Below are 15,686 nucleotides of genomic sequence, written 5' to 3'. Positions count from 1 at the left end.
CGGTGAGCAAAGACGCAACAGCACACACCGCCACGACGGTTCTCTTCACCGTCACCGGTCCCGACCGGCCAGGTGTCACCTCTGTTCTCATGGGTGCCCTGGCCGGTCAGGCCGTTGCCCTCCTCGATGTCGAGCAGGTGGTCATCAGAGGGCAGCTGACCCTCGGTGTGCTCGTCTCCGCCACGGGAGATCCCGAGGCGCTGCAGGAGATCGTCGAACAGGCCATGGCCTCGATCGGCTTCGACGTGCGTGTCGAGATCGGTGTCGGAGCAGGTAAGAGTTCACCGTCGTCACATGCCGTGGTCATCCTCGGCAGCCCCGTCACCGCCTCCGCGTTCAGCGCGGTCGCGGCGAAGCTGGCCGGGCAGGGCGGCAACATCGATTCCATTCGCGGGATCGCCGACTATCCGCTCACCGGCCTCGAACTCATGGTGAGTGTCGCCGGGCGGGGCGGGGTCGCCGCCGACGCCGCGCTGCGCAAGGGTCTCGCCGAGGTGGCGGCCAAGAATTCGATCGACATCGCCGTCGAACGCGGCGGTCTCGCCCGACGCGCCAAACGGCTCATCGTCTTCGACGTCGACTCGACCCTGATCCAGGGCGAGGTCATCGAGATGCTCGCCGCACACGCCGGCCGGGAGGCCGAGGTGGCGGCGGTGACCGAGGCGGCGATGCGTGGCGAACTGGACTTCGCACAATCGCTCCACCAACGCGTCAAGGCGCTCGCCGGGCTCGACGCGAGCGTCCTCGACGACGTCGCCAAGTCCCTCCAGCTCACCCCGGGTGCACGCACCACCATCCGTACGCTGCATCGTCTCGGGTTCCACTGCGGCCTCGTCTCCGGCGGATTCCGTCAGGTCATCGACGGTCTGGCCCACGAGCTCGAGCTCGACTTCGTCCGTGCCAACACCCTGGAGATCGTCGACGGCAAGCTCACCGGACGCGTGGTCGGTGAGATCGTCGACCGGATGGGCAAGGCGCACGCGCTGCGGTCCTTCGCCGATCAGGTCGGGGTGCCGATGGAACAGACCGTCGCCGTGGGCGACGGTGCCAACGACATCGACATGCTCAGCGTCGCCGGACTCGGCATCGCGTTCAACGCCAAGCCCGCGCTGCAGGAAGTGGCCGACGCGACGCTGAACCACCCGTTCCTCGACGCCGTGTTGTTCATCCTCGGGGTCTCGCGCGACGAGATCGAGGCTGCCGACGCCGCCGACGGTGTGTACCGCCGCGTCCCGCTCGGCTGACGTGTCCGGTCCCGCGGAGATCCCCGAGAACTCGGAGTCTCTCGAGGAGTCCTGTCCATCGGTGAGTGCCGATGCGATCGTGGCCGATCACCGTCGGCTCGTCGACTATGTAGGTGGCGGCCAGGACCCCGACGATCCGTCGGACGTCCTGGCGATGGCCATGGTGTTGCGCATCGAGAAGACGGTCCCTCCCGACCGCACCGCCCTGCTGACGGCCGCCGCGCGGGCGGTGGCGTTGCTGTGCCTCGACGACCGCAGCGCCGGCGACGGACCGTGGGCGTCGGCGATGGACGAGTGGTGCGGGGCCCGCATCCGCAAGATCGCCCGGCGCGCGCGGGGTGCGCAATGGGCTGCGGCGCAGGAGGTTCCGGGCGTGACCGCAGAGGAGGGCGTCGCCTGGGCGCGGGCCTTCGTCCCAGGCCGCGTGGGCGACCTGGACCGCCGGATCTCTCGGCTGCAGATCGGCGGGACCGAGGTCGCCGGTGATCTCGCCACCGAGGCGCCCGGTGCGGGCGTCGTGCTGTGGACCAATCCCGGACTCGACATGACCGTGGGTAAGCTCGCCGCGCAGGTCGGTCACGCGTCGATGCTCGCCGCGAAGTTGCTGACCGCGGACGAGGCCGTGCGCTGGAGACTCGACGAGTGCCCTCTCGCGGTGCGCGAGGCCACGCCGGATCGGTGGCGGCGGCTCCTCGACGCCGATGCCGCCGGGACAGCGGTCGCCGTGCGCGACGCCGGGTTCACCGAGATCGCACCGGGTTCGGTGACCGTCATCGCCGAGGTCATCCGGAAGCGGGAGCAGGAGAGAAGATGACCGCGCACGAGCTGCCCGACTGGGCGAAAAGCCTTGATCTGCAACCTCACCCGGAGGGCGGCTGGTACCGCCAGACGTGGCGTAGCGACGTGGTCATCCCGGAGTCCGAGCTATCGGCGGGCTACTCCGGTGATCGGGCGGCCGGAACCGCGATCTACTTCGTGCTGCTGCCGGGCGAGCAGTCGGCGTGGCACACCGTTCGGGGTGCCGAGATCTGGCTGCACCACCGCGGGTCACCGATTCGGCTGGACCTCGGCGGTGACGGCGAAAAGCCCGGGCAGACAACGTCGATCACCCTCGGGCCCGACACCGAGGGCGGCCATCAACCGCAGGCGTTGGTGCCGCCGGGCGTCTGGCAGCGGGCCCGTCCGCTCGGCGACGAGGCCGCTCTGGTGAGCTGTATCGTCGTGCCCGGCTTCGACTTCGAGGACTTCCGGCTGGCCTAGCGGCCTGCCATGACAGGTGCGTTCGCCGGCGCCAGATACCCCAGCGTGCCCAGCCACACGTCGCGCCCGGGGGCCAGCGACGCGACGATCAACTCGTCGGCGTCGGCATGACCGGCGAACCACGACAGGTAGTCACGGACCTCCGACGGGGTGCCGACACCGGAATAGGTGAGCATCTCGTCGATCTGGCGTCCCTGCGGCATCTCGAGAACGGCGTCGGCCTCCTCGTCGGTGAACATCCGGCCACGTCCGTACAGCAGCGAGACACGCTGGCGCCTGGCGATCTGCAGCTGTGCCTGCGCCACCTGCGGGTCGTCGTCGGCGATGACCCCGACGCCGGCGATGACGTACGGCTCGGCGAGGGCTTCCGACGGCCGGAACTCGCGGCGGTACAACGCAACCGCCTCGGTCAGGGCCTGCGGGGCGAAGTGCGATGCGAACGCGTAGGGCAGTCCGAGGGCGGCGGCGAGCTGGGCCCCGAACAGCGATGAGCCGAGGATGTAAAGCGGTACATGGGTGCCGGCACCGGGCGTCGCACGGACGCCTTCGACGCGGGACTCGTCACCGAGGAACGCCTGCAGTTCGAGGACGTCGTGGGGGAATCGTTCGGCGGAGGCGTGGGTCCGGCGCAGCGCCGCGAAGGTCTGCTGATCGCTGCCCGGTGCGCGCCCGAGACCGAGGTCGATGCGACCGGGGTGGAGCTCGGCGAGCGTGCCGAACTGCTCGGCGATGGTCAGCGGAGCGTGATTGGGCAGCATGACACCGCCGGCTCCCAACCGGATCGTCGAGGTGTGCGCGGCGATGTGGGCGATGAGCACAGCCGGAGCCGACGACGCGATCCGCGACATGTTGTGGTGCTCGGCATACCAGATGCGCTTGTAGCCCCATTTTTCTGCTCGCTGCGCGAGATCGACACTGGCGGAGAGACTTTGCGCTGCGGTCTCGTCACTGCCGATTTGCGCGAGATCCAGGATCGAGAGGGGGAGGTTCTGAGGCGTCACGGTTGATGTCAACCCTGTCAGCACCTGTCCCTATTCCCTGCCCGTTCTCCGCCGAGTCGATCCGGTCGAACACCCGGTCGTGAGGCAGGATGGGGGAGTGACCGAATCCGATCCCGACCTCTTGATCGATTTCCGTGATGTCGCTGTCCGCCGCGGCGGAAAGACGCTCGTCGGCCCGCTGTCGTGGCAGGTGGAATTGGACGAACGTTGGGTCGTCATCGGACCCAACGGTGCAGGCAAGACGACGCTGATCCGGCTGGCCGGCGCGGAATTGCATCCCACCACGGGTGAGGCTTTCGTGCTCAACGAGAAGCTCGGCCGGGTGGAGATCCGCGAACTGTCGACCCGCATCGGCGTCGCGAGCCCCGCCCTGGTCGATCGCGTACCGCCGGAGGAGATCGTCAGCGACGTTGTGATCTCGGCCGGGTATGCGGTCCTCGGCCGGTGGCGGGAGGCCTACGACGAGATGGACCGGCAGCAGGCGGTCGAATCCCTGGAGTCGATGGGCGCCGAACACCTCGCGGATCGCCGGTTCGGCACCCTGTCGGAGGGTGAGCGCAAGCGGGTCGTGATCTCGCGCGCGCTGATGACCGATCCCGAACTCCTCCTCCTCGACGAGCCGGCCGCCGGTCTCGACCTCGGCGGCCGCGAAGAACTGGTGGACCGGCTCGCCCAGCTCGCCGCGGATCCCGACTCGCCGGCCATCGTGCTGATCACCCACCACGTCGAGGAGATCCCGGAGGGCTTCACCCATGCCCTGATCCTCTCCGAGGGCGGGGTGGTCGCGCAGGGTCTGCTCGAAGAGGTACTCACCAGCGAGAACCTGACTGCGGCCTTCCGGCAGCAGATCATTCTGGACAAGGTCGACGGCCGGTATTTCGCGCGGCGGCGTCGTCGCGCGGGCGGCCACCGGCGAGTGGGAGGTCACTGAGATGTCGTCGACACGGTCCGATACGGAGGTGGTGTCCGCGCCGGTGCGCGACGCCGCGACGGTGGTACTCGTCCGGGACGCCGCAGAGGGAATCGAGGTGTTTCTGCAACGTCGGGTGAAGCAGATGGCCTTCGCCGGCGGCATGACCGTCTTTCCCGGCGGGGGCGTGGACAAGCGCGACGCCGACGCCGATCTCGCCTGGACCGGGCCGCAGGCCGCCTGGTGGGCCGAACAGTTTGCCAGCGACGACGAGACCGCCCAGGCGCTGGTGTGCGCCGCGGTGCGAGAGACGTTCGAGGAGTGCGGTGTGCTGCTCGCGACGGACCGCGACGGTGCGTTCGCCGACCCGACCGGACTCGCCGACGACCGCCGACGGCTCGTCGAGAAGTCGCTGTCGTTCGCGGAGTTCCTCACCGAGCGCGGTCTGACGCTGCGTGCCGACCTCCTGAGGCCGCTCGCGCACTGGATCACGCCGGTGAACGAGAAACGCCGGTATGACACCCGCTTCTTCCTGGCCGCCATGCCCGAAGGTCAGCACGCCGACGCCGACACCACCGAGGCCGAGGTCGCGCAATGGGCGAACGCCGCGGCGGCGATCGAGTCCTGGGCAGCGGGCAAGCACTTCCTGATGCCGCCGACCTGGTCGCAGCTCAACTACGTGTCCGGCTTCGCCACCATCGACGAGTTGCTCGCCGCCGAGCGGGCCATCGAACCGGTCCTGCCGGACGTGACCCCCGGCGCCGGCCTCGCCGGTCTCGGGTTCCCCGGGTCTGACGAGTACTTCCGCACCCTCGGCGACCAGACACCTCCGGAGATCACTCTCTGACCGCGTCCCCCGATCCCTCGTCCCCGCCGAGGTCCCCGTCGATGTCCCCGTCGATGTCCCCGTCGATGTCGTCGCGGTCGGCCCAGTCGAGGAGCGTGTCGAGCCGGTAGGCAAGGTCGTCGATCTCGGCATGGAGATCCCCGAGTTCGGCGAACCGGGCGGGGACGGTCGCGATGGTGAAGTCGTCGGGTTCGATGTCGTCGATCTCGTCCCAGCGCACCGGTGTCGACACCGTCGCCCGCTGATTGCCGCGCACCGAGTAGGCCGAGGCCATGGTGTGGTCGCGGGTGTTCTGGTTGTAGTCGACGAACACCGCCGCCGGGTCGCGGTCCTTGCGCCACCAGGTGGTGGTGACGTCCTTCGGTGCCCGCCGCTCGACTTCCCGCGCGAAGGCCAGCGCGGCGCGTCGAACCTGCGGGAAGCCCCAGTCCGGTTCGATCCGGACGTAGATGTGCAGACCCCGACCGCCCGACGTCTTCGGGAACCCGCGCATGCCGAGTTCGTCGAGCACTTCTTCGACGACGTGCGCGACCTGCCGGATGCGGGAGAACGGACAGTCGGGCATCGGATCGAGGTCGATGCGCCACTCGTCGGGGGACTCGGGATCGGCGCGGCGGGAGTTCCAGGGGTGGAACTCGACGGTCGACATCTGCACCGCCCAGATCACCGAGGCGAGCTCGGTCACGCACAATTCGTCGGCGGTCCGGCCGAAACGTGGGAAGTAGATCTCGGTGGTCTCGAGCCACTCGGGAGCGCCTGCGGGGACACGCTTCTGGTGCACCTTGTTCCCGCTGATGCCCTTGGGGAAACGGTGCAGCATGCACGGCCGCTCGCGCAGCGCCCGCACGATGCCGTCGCCGACCGACAGGTAGTACTCGGCGAGATCGCGTTTGGTCTCGCCGCGTTCGGTGAAGTAGACGCGGTCGGGGCTCGACAGCCGGACGGTCCGTTCGCCCACCTCGAGCTCGATGGCATCACCTGCAGAACCCGACGCTTTCGCCATGACCGCCACTTTATGGTCTACGCGGGGTCGGGGTGGACCTCTTCCGGGCTGGGGCGCCGAGCGGACTTACCAACCGGTAGCCTTCGACCATGCCTGAGTTCGTGACCCTCGAGACCTCCGACGACCATCCGGGCGTGGGCACCATCCTCTTGGCCCGTCCGCCGATGAATGCGCTGAACCGTCAGGTGCAGGCCGAGTTGGCCGCGGCTGCCGAGGAGGCGACGCTGCGCGACGACATCAAAGCCGTTGTCGTCTACGGCGGACCCAAGGTGCTCGCCGCGGGTGCGGACATCAAGGAGATGAACGACGTCACCTACGCCGAGATGAGCAAGGTCGCCGGCCGTCTGCAGCACGACCTCGGTGCGATCGCCGACATCCCCAAGCCGACGGTCGCCGCGATCACCGGGTACGCCCTGGGCGGTGGCCTCGAGGTGGCCCTCGGCGCCGATCGCCGCATCGCGGGGGACAACGCCAAGCTCGGTCTGCCCGAAGTGCTGCTCGGCCTGATCCCCGGCGGTGGCGGCACGCAGCGACTTGCCAGGCTCATCGGCCCGTCGAAGGCGAAGGACCTGATGTTCACCGGTCGCTTCGTCGGTGCGGAGGAAGCGCTCGAGATCGGGCTGGTCGACGAGGTCGTCGCCCCCGACGAGGTCTACAACGCCGCGCTGGCGTGGGCGGGACAATTCGCCGGCGCCGCGTCGGTGGCGCTCGCCGCCGTCAAGAAGGCCGTCGACCAGGGGCTGGGTGTCGATCTCGCCTCCGGACTCAAGATCGAGGAACAGCTCTTCGCGCCGTTGTTCGCCACCGAGGACCGCGCCATCGGCCTGGCGTCCTTCCTCGAGAACGGCCCCGGCAAGGCGAAATTCGTCGGACACTGACCCGACCCAGCATCTGAACCGACACACCCACGCGACAGGAAGCGATCATGACCACCGACGCCACTCCGGGTATCGATCCGGCGCCGAACCCGCATGCCACCGAGGAGCAGGTCAAGGCCGCGCTCACCGACACCAAACTCGCACAGGTCCTCTACCACGACTGGGAGGCCGAGACCTACGACGAGAAGTGGTCGATCAGCTTCGACGAACGCTGCATCGATTACGCGCGCGGACGCTTCGACGCCATCTCCGCCGAGGAGCCGCTGCCGTACGGGCGTGCGATGGAACTCGGCTGCGGCACCGGCTTCTTCCTGCTGAACCTCATGCAGTCCGGCGTCGCGGAGAAGGGTTCGGTGACCGACCTGTCGCCGGGCATGGTGAAGGTCGCGCTGCGCAACGCGGAGAACCTCGGCCTCGACGTCGACGGCCGGGTCGCCGACGCGGAGAAGATCCCGTACGAGGACAACACCTTCGACCTCGTCGTCGGACATGCTGTGCTGCACCACATCCCCGATGTCGAGCAGGCGCTGCGCGAGGTGCTGCGCGTGCTCAAGCCCGGCGGGCGGTTCGTGTTCGCCGGTGAACCGTCGACCATCGGCGACTTCTACGCGCGGTGGATGAGCCGCGCGACGTGGGCGATCACCACCAACATCACCAAATTCGGACCGCTGCAGAGCTGGCGCCGTCCGCAGGAGGAACTCGACGAATCCTCCCGCGCCGCCGCACTCGAGGCCGTCGTCGACATCCACACCTTCGACCCCGACGAGCTCGCGGGCATCGCGCGCGCTGCAGGTGCCGCGAAGGTCGACACCGCCACCGAAGAACTGGCTGCCGCCATGCTCGGCTGGCCGGTGCGGACCTTCGAGGCGGCGGTGCCGCCGGAGAAGCTGGGCTGGGGCTGGGCGCGATTCGCCTTCGGCGGGTGGAAGCGCCTGACCTGGCTCGACGAGAACGTGCTCCGTAAGGTCGTGCCGCCCAAGTTCTTCTACAACGTGGTGGTCACCGGCACCAAGCCTAATTAGGCGAGGTCAGAGCGCTCTCGCGCACCGGTACCCGCAAGGCGTCCGCGGTAGATTGATCGAACATCGCTGCGGACGCCTTGCCGTCCGGTCCTCAGCTCGCGGCCAAGAAAATTATCGCCTCGTCGCAGCCGGCCGCGATCTCCGCTCGCTTAGAAGTGACGGAGGTCGTGGAGTGAGTCGGCCAACCGGCGGGTTCACCATGTGGCAACAGCCTTTTCGTCGGGGCGCGTACTCGCAGCACTCCGGCAGGGAACCGTCCAGACAGCGGCTGCGTCCAACCCACATGGGATGAGGCTGTCGTGGACAGGCACGCCGACCTCAAGCAAGATTGGATGGATAAGCAGTGGCAGGCGCTGGCAAGGAGTTGGAACGATGTCTGAGCGTGCGCTGGCTGGGCGGCTGTATTCACGGCTCCTCCGCGACCCGAAGTTTCGGCAGCAGACCGAGGGGCGCGCTGTTGTGTGCCTCGAATCTGATCCCGCCTACGAAGTCGCTCAAGTCGTATTCCGCAACTATGGCGAGGACATGACTGTGGTGGCGTGCTTCTACCCGCAGCGTCACGCATTCAAGCTGGCCTGGCTGCAGGGGGCTGAGCAACCGCCCGAATCGGACGACGCGGTAGTGATGCGAACTGCGCAGACAACAACTGTGGGCATGCAGTTGGACTACACGACCCGTGGTTCGGATTGGACGTCGAACATCATCGGCCAGTACCCGACAGCCGAACTCGAACAGGAACTTACGACGCTGTAGTCGTCAGCTCTCTGTCCGGGCGCACTCAGACTCGGCAATTGCGTTCCGGGCGCACCGGATGCATGGGACGATGGCCTATGGCCACCCTGCTCACGTCCGGCGAATTCGAGATTCGGCTGCTCTTCACCGAACCGGTGTCGGAGGTGACCCAGTACCTCCGGCAGGTTGTCGCGCAGCGCGAGCCGATCGTGCTCGAGGTCGAAGGTACCGTTCATGTCCTGAATCTCGCCGAGGTGAGGCACTTCACGCTGGTCCACCAGGACCCCGACGACGACTCCATGGGGACCGACGACGGCAAGACGGTCGTGCTGGCCCTCTCGGAGTTGCGCGAGTAGCGGACTCGGTCCGGCCGAGCAGGGGTGACCGAGTCGGCGACGGTAGCCTGCAAGGACCATGAGCTACTCCTTCAGCCTCGACGACGTCGCTTTCCTGCGCTCGCGGCACGGTGAGAAAGCGCTGGAGATGGTCTCCGGTCTCGCGCTGACCCCGTCGTCGATGCTGGCCGACATTCCCGAGGCGCGCAGCCGGTACGCCCCGCACGACGCTGCGCTGATCGAGACGGTTCGCTGCCGCCGGCGTGCGGCGTCGAAGCTCCGGGAACCCGACGCCCTTCTCCTCACCGACGACGCGCTGCAGCAGGCAACGGCATCGATCGTCGCGGCCCATCGCGCGGCCGAGATCGCGGAACGCTTCCCCGGTGCGGTCGTGCACGACATCACTTGTTCGGTCGGTGCGGAACTGCGAGAGTTGGTGCGTACCCCCGGTGTTGCCCGCGCCATCGGAAGTGACCTCGATCGGGTTCGGCTCGCGATGGCACGCCACAACGTGCCCGATGCCACGCTCCTGGTCGCCGATGCGCTGACCCCGACCTCCACTGCCGATGTCGTCCTCGCCGACCCCGCACGCCGCTCCGATGGCGGGCGCGTGTTCCGTCTCGACCAACTCACACCGCCGCTGCTCGACCTGCTGACCACCTACGCCGGGCGACCGCTGATCGTGAAATGTGCGCCGGGGCTTGATCATCAGATGCTGCGCAACCGTTTCGGATTCGACGGTGAGGTGCAGATCGTCTCGCTCGACGGTGGTGTGCGCGAGGCATGCCTGTGGTCGGGACCGGGTGTGGGGTCGGGTCGCCGGGCGACAGTTCTGCGGACACGACCCGACGGCGTGGTGACGACCTTCGAGATCACCGACGACGCCGACGACGACGTGCCCGACGGTGAGGCGGGGGAGTGGATCGTCGATCCGGACGGTGCGATCGTGCGGGCCGGTCTGGTCCGCCACTACGCGCACCGATTCGGACTGTGGCAGCTCGACCCGCAGATCGCCTATCTCACCGGCGATTCGGTGCCCGAAGGGGCGCGCGGCTTCCGCGTGCTCGATCAGGTCGGTGTCACGGAGAAGGTGCTGCGCAAGACCTTGACAGCCTTGGACTGCGGACCACTCGAGATCCTCGTGCGCGGGCTCGACGTCGACCCCGACCGTCTTCGGAAGAAGCTCAAGCTCAAGGGTTCTCGTCCCCTGTCGGTGGTGCTCACCCGTATCGGACGCAAGGGTACGGCGTTCGTCTGCGAGCCGGGCGTCCGGTTCTGATCGGACGCTGTCCCGGTTTTTCAGAGTGAGGGAAGTGTATCGATTTCCGATACGCGTCCCTCACTCTGCGCGGCACTACTCGACGTTGGCCTTGCTGTCGAAGAAGTACACCTCGCCCAGATTGGTGGCGGTCGCGATCTGACCCGAGTACGACACCGCGATACCGGTGGCGAAGCCGGCCGAATTCGGTAGCGGCAGAGTGCGCTTGGTGGCGCCGTCGACGGTGGAGACCTCGACCAGCGACAGTGTGTCCTCGCCGGGGTCGCGCGCGACGGTCCACGCGGTCTGCTGCTGGGTCAACGCCGAGAGGCTGACGGTGGCCAAGTCCTTACGCTGCCAGACGGTTTCGGCACGGTTGCCGGCGTCGCGCAGCAGGGTCAGGGGCGCACCGAGTGAACCGGTCGGGATGATCAGGCCGTCCGGGGACACGGTCATCGTCGCGAAGCCGTGTCCGCCGATGTCCTGGGTCCACTTTGTCGAACCGTCGTCGGTGTTCAGGGCGACGATCTTGCCGTCCCGGGAGAACACGTAGAGAGTGGCGCCGTCGGCCGACAGGGTCGGTGTGCCGATGACACCGCTGGGGACGTCGGCCTGCCAGGCCGTCCGCACCTCACGGGCGCCGCCCACGGCGCTGTACTTCATCGCACGAACCTGTGAAGTGCGGGCGTCAGCGGGAAAGAAGTTGAGGTAGAACTGCTCCCGGCCGGTGTCGACCGCAGGCGGAGCGGGGATCGCACACTGTGGGCCGTTGCGGACGCAGTCGCCGAAACCGCGCAGAGGCTGTGCCGGGTCGGCGTCGGCGCGCAGCTTCACCTCGGGGGCGAGCAGCTCATTGCGCTGCGTGTCGATCAGCAGGAGCTGGCCTTGCGTCGTCGCCACCAGCACCACATTCGGGGCCGCGAACTTCGCCGACAGCGGCACGCCGATCACGCCCGCCCGCCAGCGGATCGCGCCACCGGCGTTGAACGCCAGGAACGTCGACTCCTCGCCGAGGTAGGTCTGGTCGTACTGGTCGACGAGCATCGAGTTGATCTCGACACCCGCCCGCATGTCCTTGCAGAAGTTCTTGCGACCCGACCGGCCGTCGAGCACGAGCACGTTGCACCCGTCGGCCGCATTCGACGTCACCCCGACGTTGCCCTTGCCGGAGATGGTCACCGGTGCGGTGACCGGGCCGCCCGTCGGGCGCGTCCAGCTGAGCGTCAGGTCGTCGGGAACGTCGGCATAGGCGAAGTTGGCGTTGCCGGGCACTCCGCCATAGCTGGGCCAGCCGACACTCGGAACCGACCGGACGTCGATGTGGCCGTCGGAGCAGGCGGTGAGGGCCAGCGAGCACACGGCCGTCACGGCCACGAACAGGCGGGTCAGCGCAGATCGGCGGTGTCGGGACACCTGCGGTCGTGCCAAGGCCATCGCGCTCCTCATGGTCGGTTCCTCACCGGCACGAGACGTGCCAGCAGTGAGCCTATCGTGCGCGAAAATCGGGTCGATTAGGGTTTGTCGTCATGACCACGATGTGGAACGCCTCCTACCGGGCCCGCCGGCGCGCAGGCCGACGCCGCGACCCCGCGCAGGTGCGATTCCTCACCCTCGACTCGTTGCGCTGGGTACGCCGAAATCGCGCGTACACCCCCTGGTACCTCGTGCGCTACTACCGCCTGGCGCGGTTCCGGATGGCCAACCCGCACATCGTGTTGCGCGGCATGGTGTTCCTCGGGCGCAACGTCGAGATCCACGCCACCCCCGAGCTCGCACGCATGGAGATCGGCCGGTGGGTGCACATCGGCGACGGCAATTCGATCCGCTGCCACGAGGGCAGCCTGCGCATCGGCGACAAGACCGTCTTCGGTTGCAACAACGTCGTCAACGCCTACCTCGACATCGAGATCGGTGGCTCCACACTCGTCGCCGACTGGTGCTACATCTGCGACTTCGACCACAAGATGGACGACATCACCCTGCCCATCAAAGATCAGGGCATCGTCAAGGGTCCGGTCCGCATCGGTCCCGACACGTGGGTCGCCGCGAAGGTGTCGGTGCTGCGCAACACCATCGTCGGCCGGGGCTGCGTTCTCGGCTCGCACGCAGTGGTCAAGGGCACCATCCCGGACTACGCCATCGCCGTCGGCGCCCCGGCCCGGGTGGTCAAGAACCGCATGGACGACTGGGCGTCGAATGCGGCCGAACGCGCCGAACTCGAACGCGCGCTCGCCGACATCGAACGCAAGAAGGCCGCGGCGAAGAACGGGGAGTGACCCCCCGCTCACCGGGGTGTGAGCGAAGCCCCGCCCGGTCCGTGAGGTGCGAGCGAAGCCCCGCCCGCTCCCTGAGGTGCGAGCGAAGCGAGCCTCGAAGGGTCAGGGCTGCGCCGGATCCCGCTCCGGGAGCGGACGCACCGGGATGTCGGGGCGTCCGACGGCGTGGCGCACGCGCCGCTTGGCGGCGAGATGCACGGTCGCGGTGCGTTCGGCCACCTCGGCCCAGGAGAACTCGGCGGTCAGCCGCGCCCGGGCGCGACGTGCGCGCTGGGCCGCGGCAACGGGATCGGACAGCGTGGCCCGGACCGCGGAGGCGAGTCCGGCGACGTCGGCAGGTTCGAAGGTGAGGCCGGTGTCCGGCTCGCGGACCGCCTCGCCCAGGCCGCCGGCCGTCGAGACGATCAGCGGGGCCCCGGTCGCGGCAGCCTCGAGTGCGACGATGCCGAACGGCTCGTAACGACTCGGCAGGACGATGGCGTCGCAGCGGTGCATCAACGTCACGAGCTCGTCGTGGCCGACCGGCCCGAGAAAGGTCACGGCCTTGCTCACCCGATGCCGGCGGGCCTGTTCCAGCAGCCACTCGCGCTGGGTGCCGTCGCCGGCGATCGTCAGCGTCGTGCCCGGATGGGTACGACGGATCCGGGGGAGTGCGGCCAGCAGATCCTGGACACCCTTCTCGTATTCGAGCCGCCCCGCGAACAACAATTCGGCGGGACCGCCCGTACGGGTGCGCGCCGCGAACGGCCAGGTGCCGACGTCGATCCCGTTGTGGATCACCGAGATGTCGGCGGCGTCGTAGCCGAACAGCCGGTTGACCTCGTCGCGCATCGACGCCGAACACGTGATGAGAGCGTCGGATTCGGAGACCAGCCACCACTCGACGGAGTGCACCTGCCGGTTGGTCCGCCCGCTGACCCAGCCGCTGTGCCGCCCGGCCTCGGTGGCGTGGATGGTGGAAACCAAAGGGACATCGAAGAATTCGGCCAATGCGATCGCCGGATGCGCCACCAGCCAGTCGTGGGCGTGCACCACCTCCGGAACCCACCTCGGCCCGCTCGCCACGCTCCCGGCGCCGGCAAGGATCTTGAGCCCCGCGCGGATGAACGCGTGCCCCATCGCGAGGGTCCAGGCCATCATGTCCTGCCCGAACTCGAACTCGGGCGGGTCCTCGGCGACCGCGAGAATCCGCACCCCTTCGGCGACGGTGTCGGTGGTCGGGTGGCTCAGGGCGTCGGTGCCCGACGGGCGTCGGGTCAGGACCACGACGTCGTGTCCGGCGGCGGCCATCGCGGTCGCCAGGTGATGAACGTGCCGTCCGAGTCCGCCCACGACGACGGGCGGGTACTCCCAGGACACGAACAACACCTTCATCAGATGCCCCCCTCGGCAGTCATGATCGCGTGCAGCCGGCGCGCATCGAGTGCCGGGAAGAGATTGTCGGCGCGAGACCAGGACGCCGCGAGTGTCGCGGCAGCATCGTCGCGGCCGCGCATCGCCGCGTCGCTGATCTCCCTGGTGGCGTGCGCATGCGTGTGCGCTCGGGAGACAGCGTACTGCGCGGCGGTGTCCTTCGACACCATGAACGGCCAGTCCGACGACACCGTCAGCAGGGTCTCCCGCACGATCTGGTCGGCGACCCGGCTGCGTGTGCCGCCGCGATCGAGCAGCTTGGCGACCGCGTCGAGCGCGGTGTCGGTGACCTCGGCGTTCAGGTCGACGAGGTGGTGCACCGCGGGCCCGTTCCACACCCGCCAGTCCTTGCCCGACCCCCACGACGACGCAGGCAGCTCCATCGGTGCCCCGACGAATCCGGATTCCGTTGCGCCGGCCAGGGTTCCGACGTTCACCCCGACCTCGCGCAGACGGCGCAGCACACGTTCGAGCCACACCGGGCCCTCATGCCACCAGTGCCCGAACAACTCGGTGTCGAACGCGGCGACGACCAGCGCGGGCCGGCCGATCCGCGCCGACTCGTCGATCAGGCGTTCGCGGACGTGCCCGACGAAATCCTCCACGTGCCGGTCGATCACCGTGTCGACACGTGCGGGGTCGTAGGGCTTCTTCGCCTCGCCCGGTACGGCGCGTCCGGTCACCCGGAACCTCTTGAGTCCCGACTCGTGGTCGTAGGTGTGGAAGTCGCGGTAGGCGGCGTGGCCGGGATATCCCGACTTCGGCGACCACACGCGGTAGCTGATCGTCAGGTCGCGGCCGTAGGCGAGCACGCCGCTGTCGCCGACGGGACGCCCGAGGGCGGTGTCACCGTGCAGGGTCGGGCCGTCGACCATGAAGTGCCCGACGCCGGCGTGCGCGTACTCGGTTTCCATGCCGGGGGCGAAGGCGCACTCCGGTGCCCAGATCCCGCTGGGATCGAGACCCCAGCGCGCATGCGCGTCGGCGAGGCCCTCGGTGAGCGAGAACCGCCGGAGTCGCGGATCGAGCAGCGGTGCGAACGGGTGTGCCAGCGGTCCGCCGAGGATCTCCACGACGCCGCTGGACGACAGACCGCGCAGCAACGGCGATGCGCCGTGCCGCCAGCGTGTCTCGAAGGTGTCGAGGGCCCGCTGAGCGTCGAGGAACTCCCGGCGCCCGGCGTCGGCGCGGTCGGCGTCGGACGACATCGCGGCCTGCATCGCGCGCAGCTGCCAGTCGCCGAGCCATTCGTACATCGACGCGGCACAGTGCGGGTCGTCGAGCTGGGCGGCGAGCACCGGGGTGATGCCGAGTGACAGCTGATCGGTGAACCCGTCGGCCGCGAGGCGCTCGAGTACGCCGATGAGCGGTAGGTACGAGCTCGCCCATGATTGATAGAGCCACTCCTCGCCGACGGGCCAGCGACCGTGGTTGGCGAGCCAGGGCAGATGTGAGTGCAGAACCAGCGTGAACTGACCCGGCACCGATGATGTGCTGATGGTCACTC

16 protein-coding genes are annotated in these 15,686 nt (G+C 68.5%); 11 read left to right on the top strand and 5 right to left on the bottom strand.

Features of this window, described 5'->3' with window-relative positions; translation table 11 throughout:
• The first annotated feature begins 2 nt into the window (after positions 1 to 2).
• The 3 genes from serB (at position 3) to H1R19_RS15900 (ending at position 2,504) form a co-directional block, all read left to right on the top strand.
• Positions 3 to 1,244, top strand: a complete 1,242-nt coding sequence (serB, locus tag H1R19_RS15910) for a phosphoserine phosphatase SerB (RefSeq protein WP_219849532.1) — start codon at positions 3 to 5, stop codon at positions 1,242 to 1,244.
• 61 nt (positions 1,245 to 1,305) lie between these two features.
• Positions 1,306 to 2,058: an aminoacyl-tRNA hydrolase gene (locus tag H1R19_RS15905; protein WP_244970723.1), complete on the top strand. Its 753-nt coding sequence runs from the start codon at positions 1,306 to 1,308 to the stop codon at positions 2,056 to 2,058.
• The gene (locus tag H1R19_RS15900; RefSeq protein WP_219849531.1) at positions 2,055 to 2,504 is read left to right on the top strand and encodes a cupin domain-containing protein; all 450 of its coding nucleotides are present in this window, start codon (positions 2,055 to 2,057) and stop codon (positions 2,502 to 2,504) included. The genes H1R19_RS15905 and H1R19_RS15900 overlap by 4 nt, the downstream gene beginning before the upstream one ends.
• On the opposite strand, the gene H1R19_RS15895 is transcribed toward H1R19_RS15900, so the two are convergent.
• Complete coding sequence (locus tag H1R19_RS15895) at positions 2,501 to 3,505, bottom strand: LLM class flavin-dependent oxidoreductase (protein ID WP_219849530.1); 1,005 nt, start codon at positions 3,503 to 3,505, stop codon at positions 2,501 to 2,503. The genes H1R19_RS15900 and H1R19_RS15895 overlap by 4 nt on opposite strands.
• Positions 3,506 to 3,602: 97 nt before the next feature.
• On the opposite strand from H1R19_RS15895, the gene H1R19_RS15890 reads away from it, so the two are divergent.
• On the top strand, positions 3,603 to 4,436 hold the full coding sequence (locus tag H1R19_RS15890) for an ABC transporter ATP-binding protein (protein WP_219849529.1): 834 nt from the start codon (positions 3,603 to 3,605) through the stop codon (positions 4,434 to 4,436).
• Between the two features lies 1 nt (position 4,437).
• Complete coding sequence (locus tag H1R19_RS15885; protein ID WP_219849528.1) at positions 4,438 to 5,262, top strand: NUDIX hydrolase; 825 nt, start codon at positions 4,438 to 4,440, stop codon at positions 5,260 to 5,262.
• On the opposite strand, the gene ligD is transcribed toward H1R19_RS15885, so the two are convergent.
• Positions 5,252 to 6,265 (bottom strand): non-homologous end-joining DNA ligase, encoded by a 1,014-nt coding sequence (gene ligD, locus H1R19_RS15880; protein ID WP_219849527.1) that lies wholly within the window; start codon positions 6,263 to 6,265, stop codon positions 5,252 to 5,254. The two genes, H1R19_RS15885 and ligD, sit on opposite strands and share 11 nt — an antisense overlap.
• A gap of 89 nt (positions 6,266 to 6,354) precedes the next feature.
• Between ligD and H1R19_RS15875 the strand changes: the two genes are divergently transcribed.
• From H1R19_RS15875 to H1R19_RS15855, 5 genes are all read left to right on the top strand, one after another.
• Complete coding sequence (locus tag H1R19_RS15875; RefSeq protein WP_219849526.1) at positions 6,355 to 7,143, top strand: enoyl-CoA hydratase-related protein; 789 nt, start codon at positions 6,355 to 6,357, stop codon at positions 7,141 to 7,143.
• A 47-nt stretch (positions 7,144 to 7,190) separates the two neighbouring features.
• Positions 7,191 to 8,165 (top strand): class I SAM-dependent methyltransferase, encoded by a 975-nt coding sequence (locus H1R19_RS15870; protein ID WP_219849525.1) that lies wholly within the window; start codon positions 7,191 to 7,193, stop codon positions 8,163 to 8,165.
• Between the two features lie 372 nt (positions 8,166 to 8,537).
• Positions 8,538 to 8,918, top strand: coding sequence for a hypothetical protein (locus H1R19_RS15865; protein ID WP_219849524.1), 381 nt, complete (start codon positions 8,538 to 8,540; stop codon positions 8,916 to 8,918).
• A 77-nt stretch (positions 8,919 to 8,995) separates the two neighbouring features.
• A complete protein-coding gene (locus tag H1R19_RS15860) occupies positions 8,996 to 9,253 on the top strand; it encodes a hypothetical protein (RefSeq protein WP_188327613.1) in 258 nt (85 codons plus the stop codon).
• 58 nt (positions 9,254 to 9,311) lie between these two features.
• The gene (locus H1R19_RS15855; protein WP_188327614.1) at positions 9,312 to 10,511 is read left to right on the top strand and encodes a THUMP-like domain-containing protein; all 1,200 of its coding nucleotides are present in this window, start codon (positions 9,312 to 9,314) and stop codon (positions 10,509 to 10,511) included.
• Positions 10,512 to 10,586: 75 nt separating this feature from the next.
• On the opposite strand, the gene H1R19_RS15850 is transcribed toward H1R19_RS15855, so the two are convergent.
• Positions 10,587 to 11,924 (bottom strand): outer membrane protein assembly factor BamB family protein, encoded by a 1,338-nt coding sequence (locus tag H1R19_RS15850; RefSeq protein WP_188327615.1) that lies wholly within the window; start codon positions 11,922 to 11,924, stop codon positions 10,587 to 10,589.
• Between the two features lie 92 nt (positions 11,925 to 12,016).
• On the opposite strand from H1R19_RS15850, the gene H1R19_RS15845 reads away from it, so the two are divergent.
• Complete coding sequence (locus tag H1R19_RS15845) at positions 12,017 to 12,766, top strand: acyltransferase (protein WP_188327616.1); 750 nt, start codon at positions 12,017 to 12,019, stop codon at positions 12,764 to 12,766.
• A 102-nt stretch (positions 12,767 to 12,868) separates the two neighbouring features.
• Here H1R19_RS15845 and H1R19_RS15840 read toward each other — a convergent pair whose 3' ends face one another.
• Both H1R19_RS15840 and H1R19_RS15835 read right to left on the bottom strand, forming a co-directional pair.
• The gene (locus H1R19_RS15840; RefSeq protein WP_219849523.1) at positions 12,869 to 14,140 is read right to left on the bottom strand and encodes a glycosyltransferase family 4 protein; all 1,272 of its coding nucleotides are present in this window, start codon (positions 14,138 to 14,140) and stop codon (positions 12,869 to 12,871) included.
• Positions 14,140 to 15,684 carry a 1,4-alpha-glucan branching protein domain-containing protein gene (locus H1R19_RS15835; RefSeq protein ID WP_219849522.1) on the bottom strand — a complete coding sequence of 515 codons (1,545 nt, stop codon included), beginning with the start codon at positions 15,682 to 15,684 and terminating at the stop codon, positions 14,140 to 14,142. Before H1R19_RS15835 ends, H1R19_RS15840 begins: the two co-directional genes overlap by 1 nt.
• Positions 15,685 to 15,686: the final 2 nt, after the last annotated feature.

Source organism: Gordonia jinghuaiqii (assembly GCF_014041935.1).
Classification (GTDB): Bacteria; Actinomycetota; Actinomycetes; order Mycobacteriales; family Mycobacteriaceae; genus Gordonia; species Gordonia jinghuaiqii.
This window is presented reverse-complemented; position numbering and strand designations above follow the sequence as displayed.

Excerpts from the sequence above, each read along its gene's own strand:
- H1R19_RS15870 (WP_219849525.1), top strand. The coding sequence starts at position 7,191 with ATGACCACCGACGCCACTCCGGGTATCGATCCGGCGCCGAACCCGCAT.
- H1R19_RS15840 (WP_219849523.1), bottom strand. The coding sequence starts at position 14,140 with ATGAAGGTGTTGTTCGTGTCCTGGGAGTACCCGCCCGTCGTCGTGGGC.
- H1R19_RS15900 (WP_219849531.1), top strand. The coding sequence starts at position 2,055 with ATGACCGCGCACGAGCTGCCCGACTGGGCGAAAAGCCTTGATCTGCAA.
- H1R19_RS15865 (WP_219849524.1), top strand. The coding sequence starts at position 8,538 with ATGTCTGAGCGTGCGCTGGCTGGGCGGCTGTATTCACGGCTCCTCCGC.
- H1R19_RS15885 (WP_219849528.1), top strand. The coding sequence starts at position 4,438 with ATGTCGTCGACACGGTCCGATACGGAGGTGGTGTCCGCGCCGGTGCGC.
- H1R19_RS15875 (WP_219849526.1), top strand. The coding sequence starts at position 6,355 with ATGCCTGAGTTCGTGACCCTCGAGACCTCCGACGACCATCCGGGCGTG.
- H1R19_RS15860 (WP_188327613.1), top strand. The coding sequence starts at position 8,996 with ATGGCCACCCTGCTCACGTCCGGCGAATTCGAGATTCGGCTGCTCTTC.
- H1R19_RS15855 (WP_188327614.1), top strand. The coding sequence starts at position 9,312 with ATGAGCTACTCCTTCAGCCTCGACGACGTCGCTTTCCTGCGCTCGCGG.
- H1R19_RS15850 (WP_188327615.1), bottom strand. The coding sequence starts at position 11,924 with ATGGCCTTGGCACGACCGCAGGTGTCCCGACACCGCCGATCTGCGCTG.
- H1R19_RS15845 (WP_188327616.1), top strand. The coding sequence starts at position 12,017 with ATGACCACGATGTGGAACGCCTCCTACCGGGCCCGCCGGCGCGCAGGC.
- ligD (WP_219849527.1), bottom strand. The coding sequence starts at position 6,265 with ATGGCGAAAGCGTCGGGTTCTGCAGGTGATGCCATCGAGCTCGAGGTG.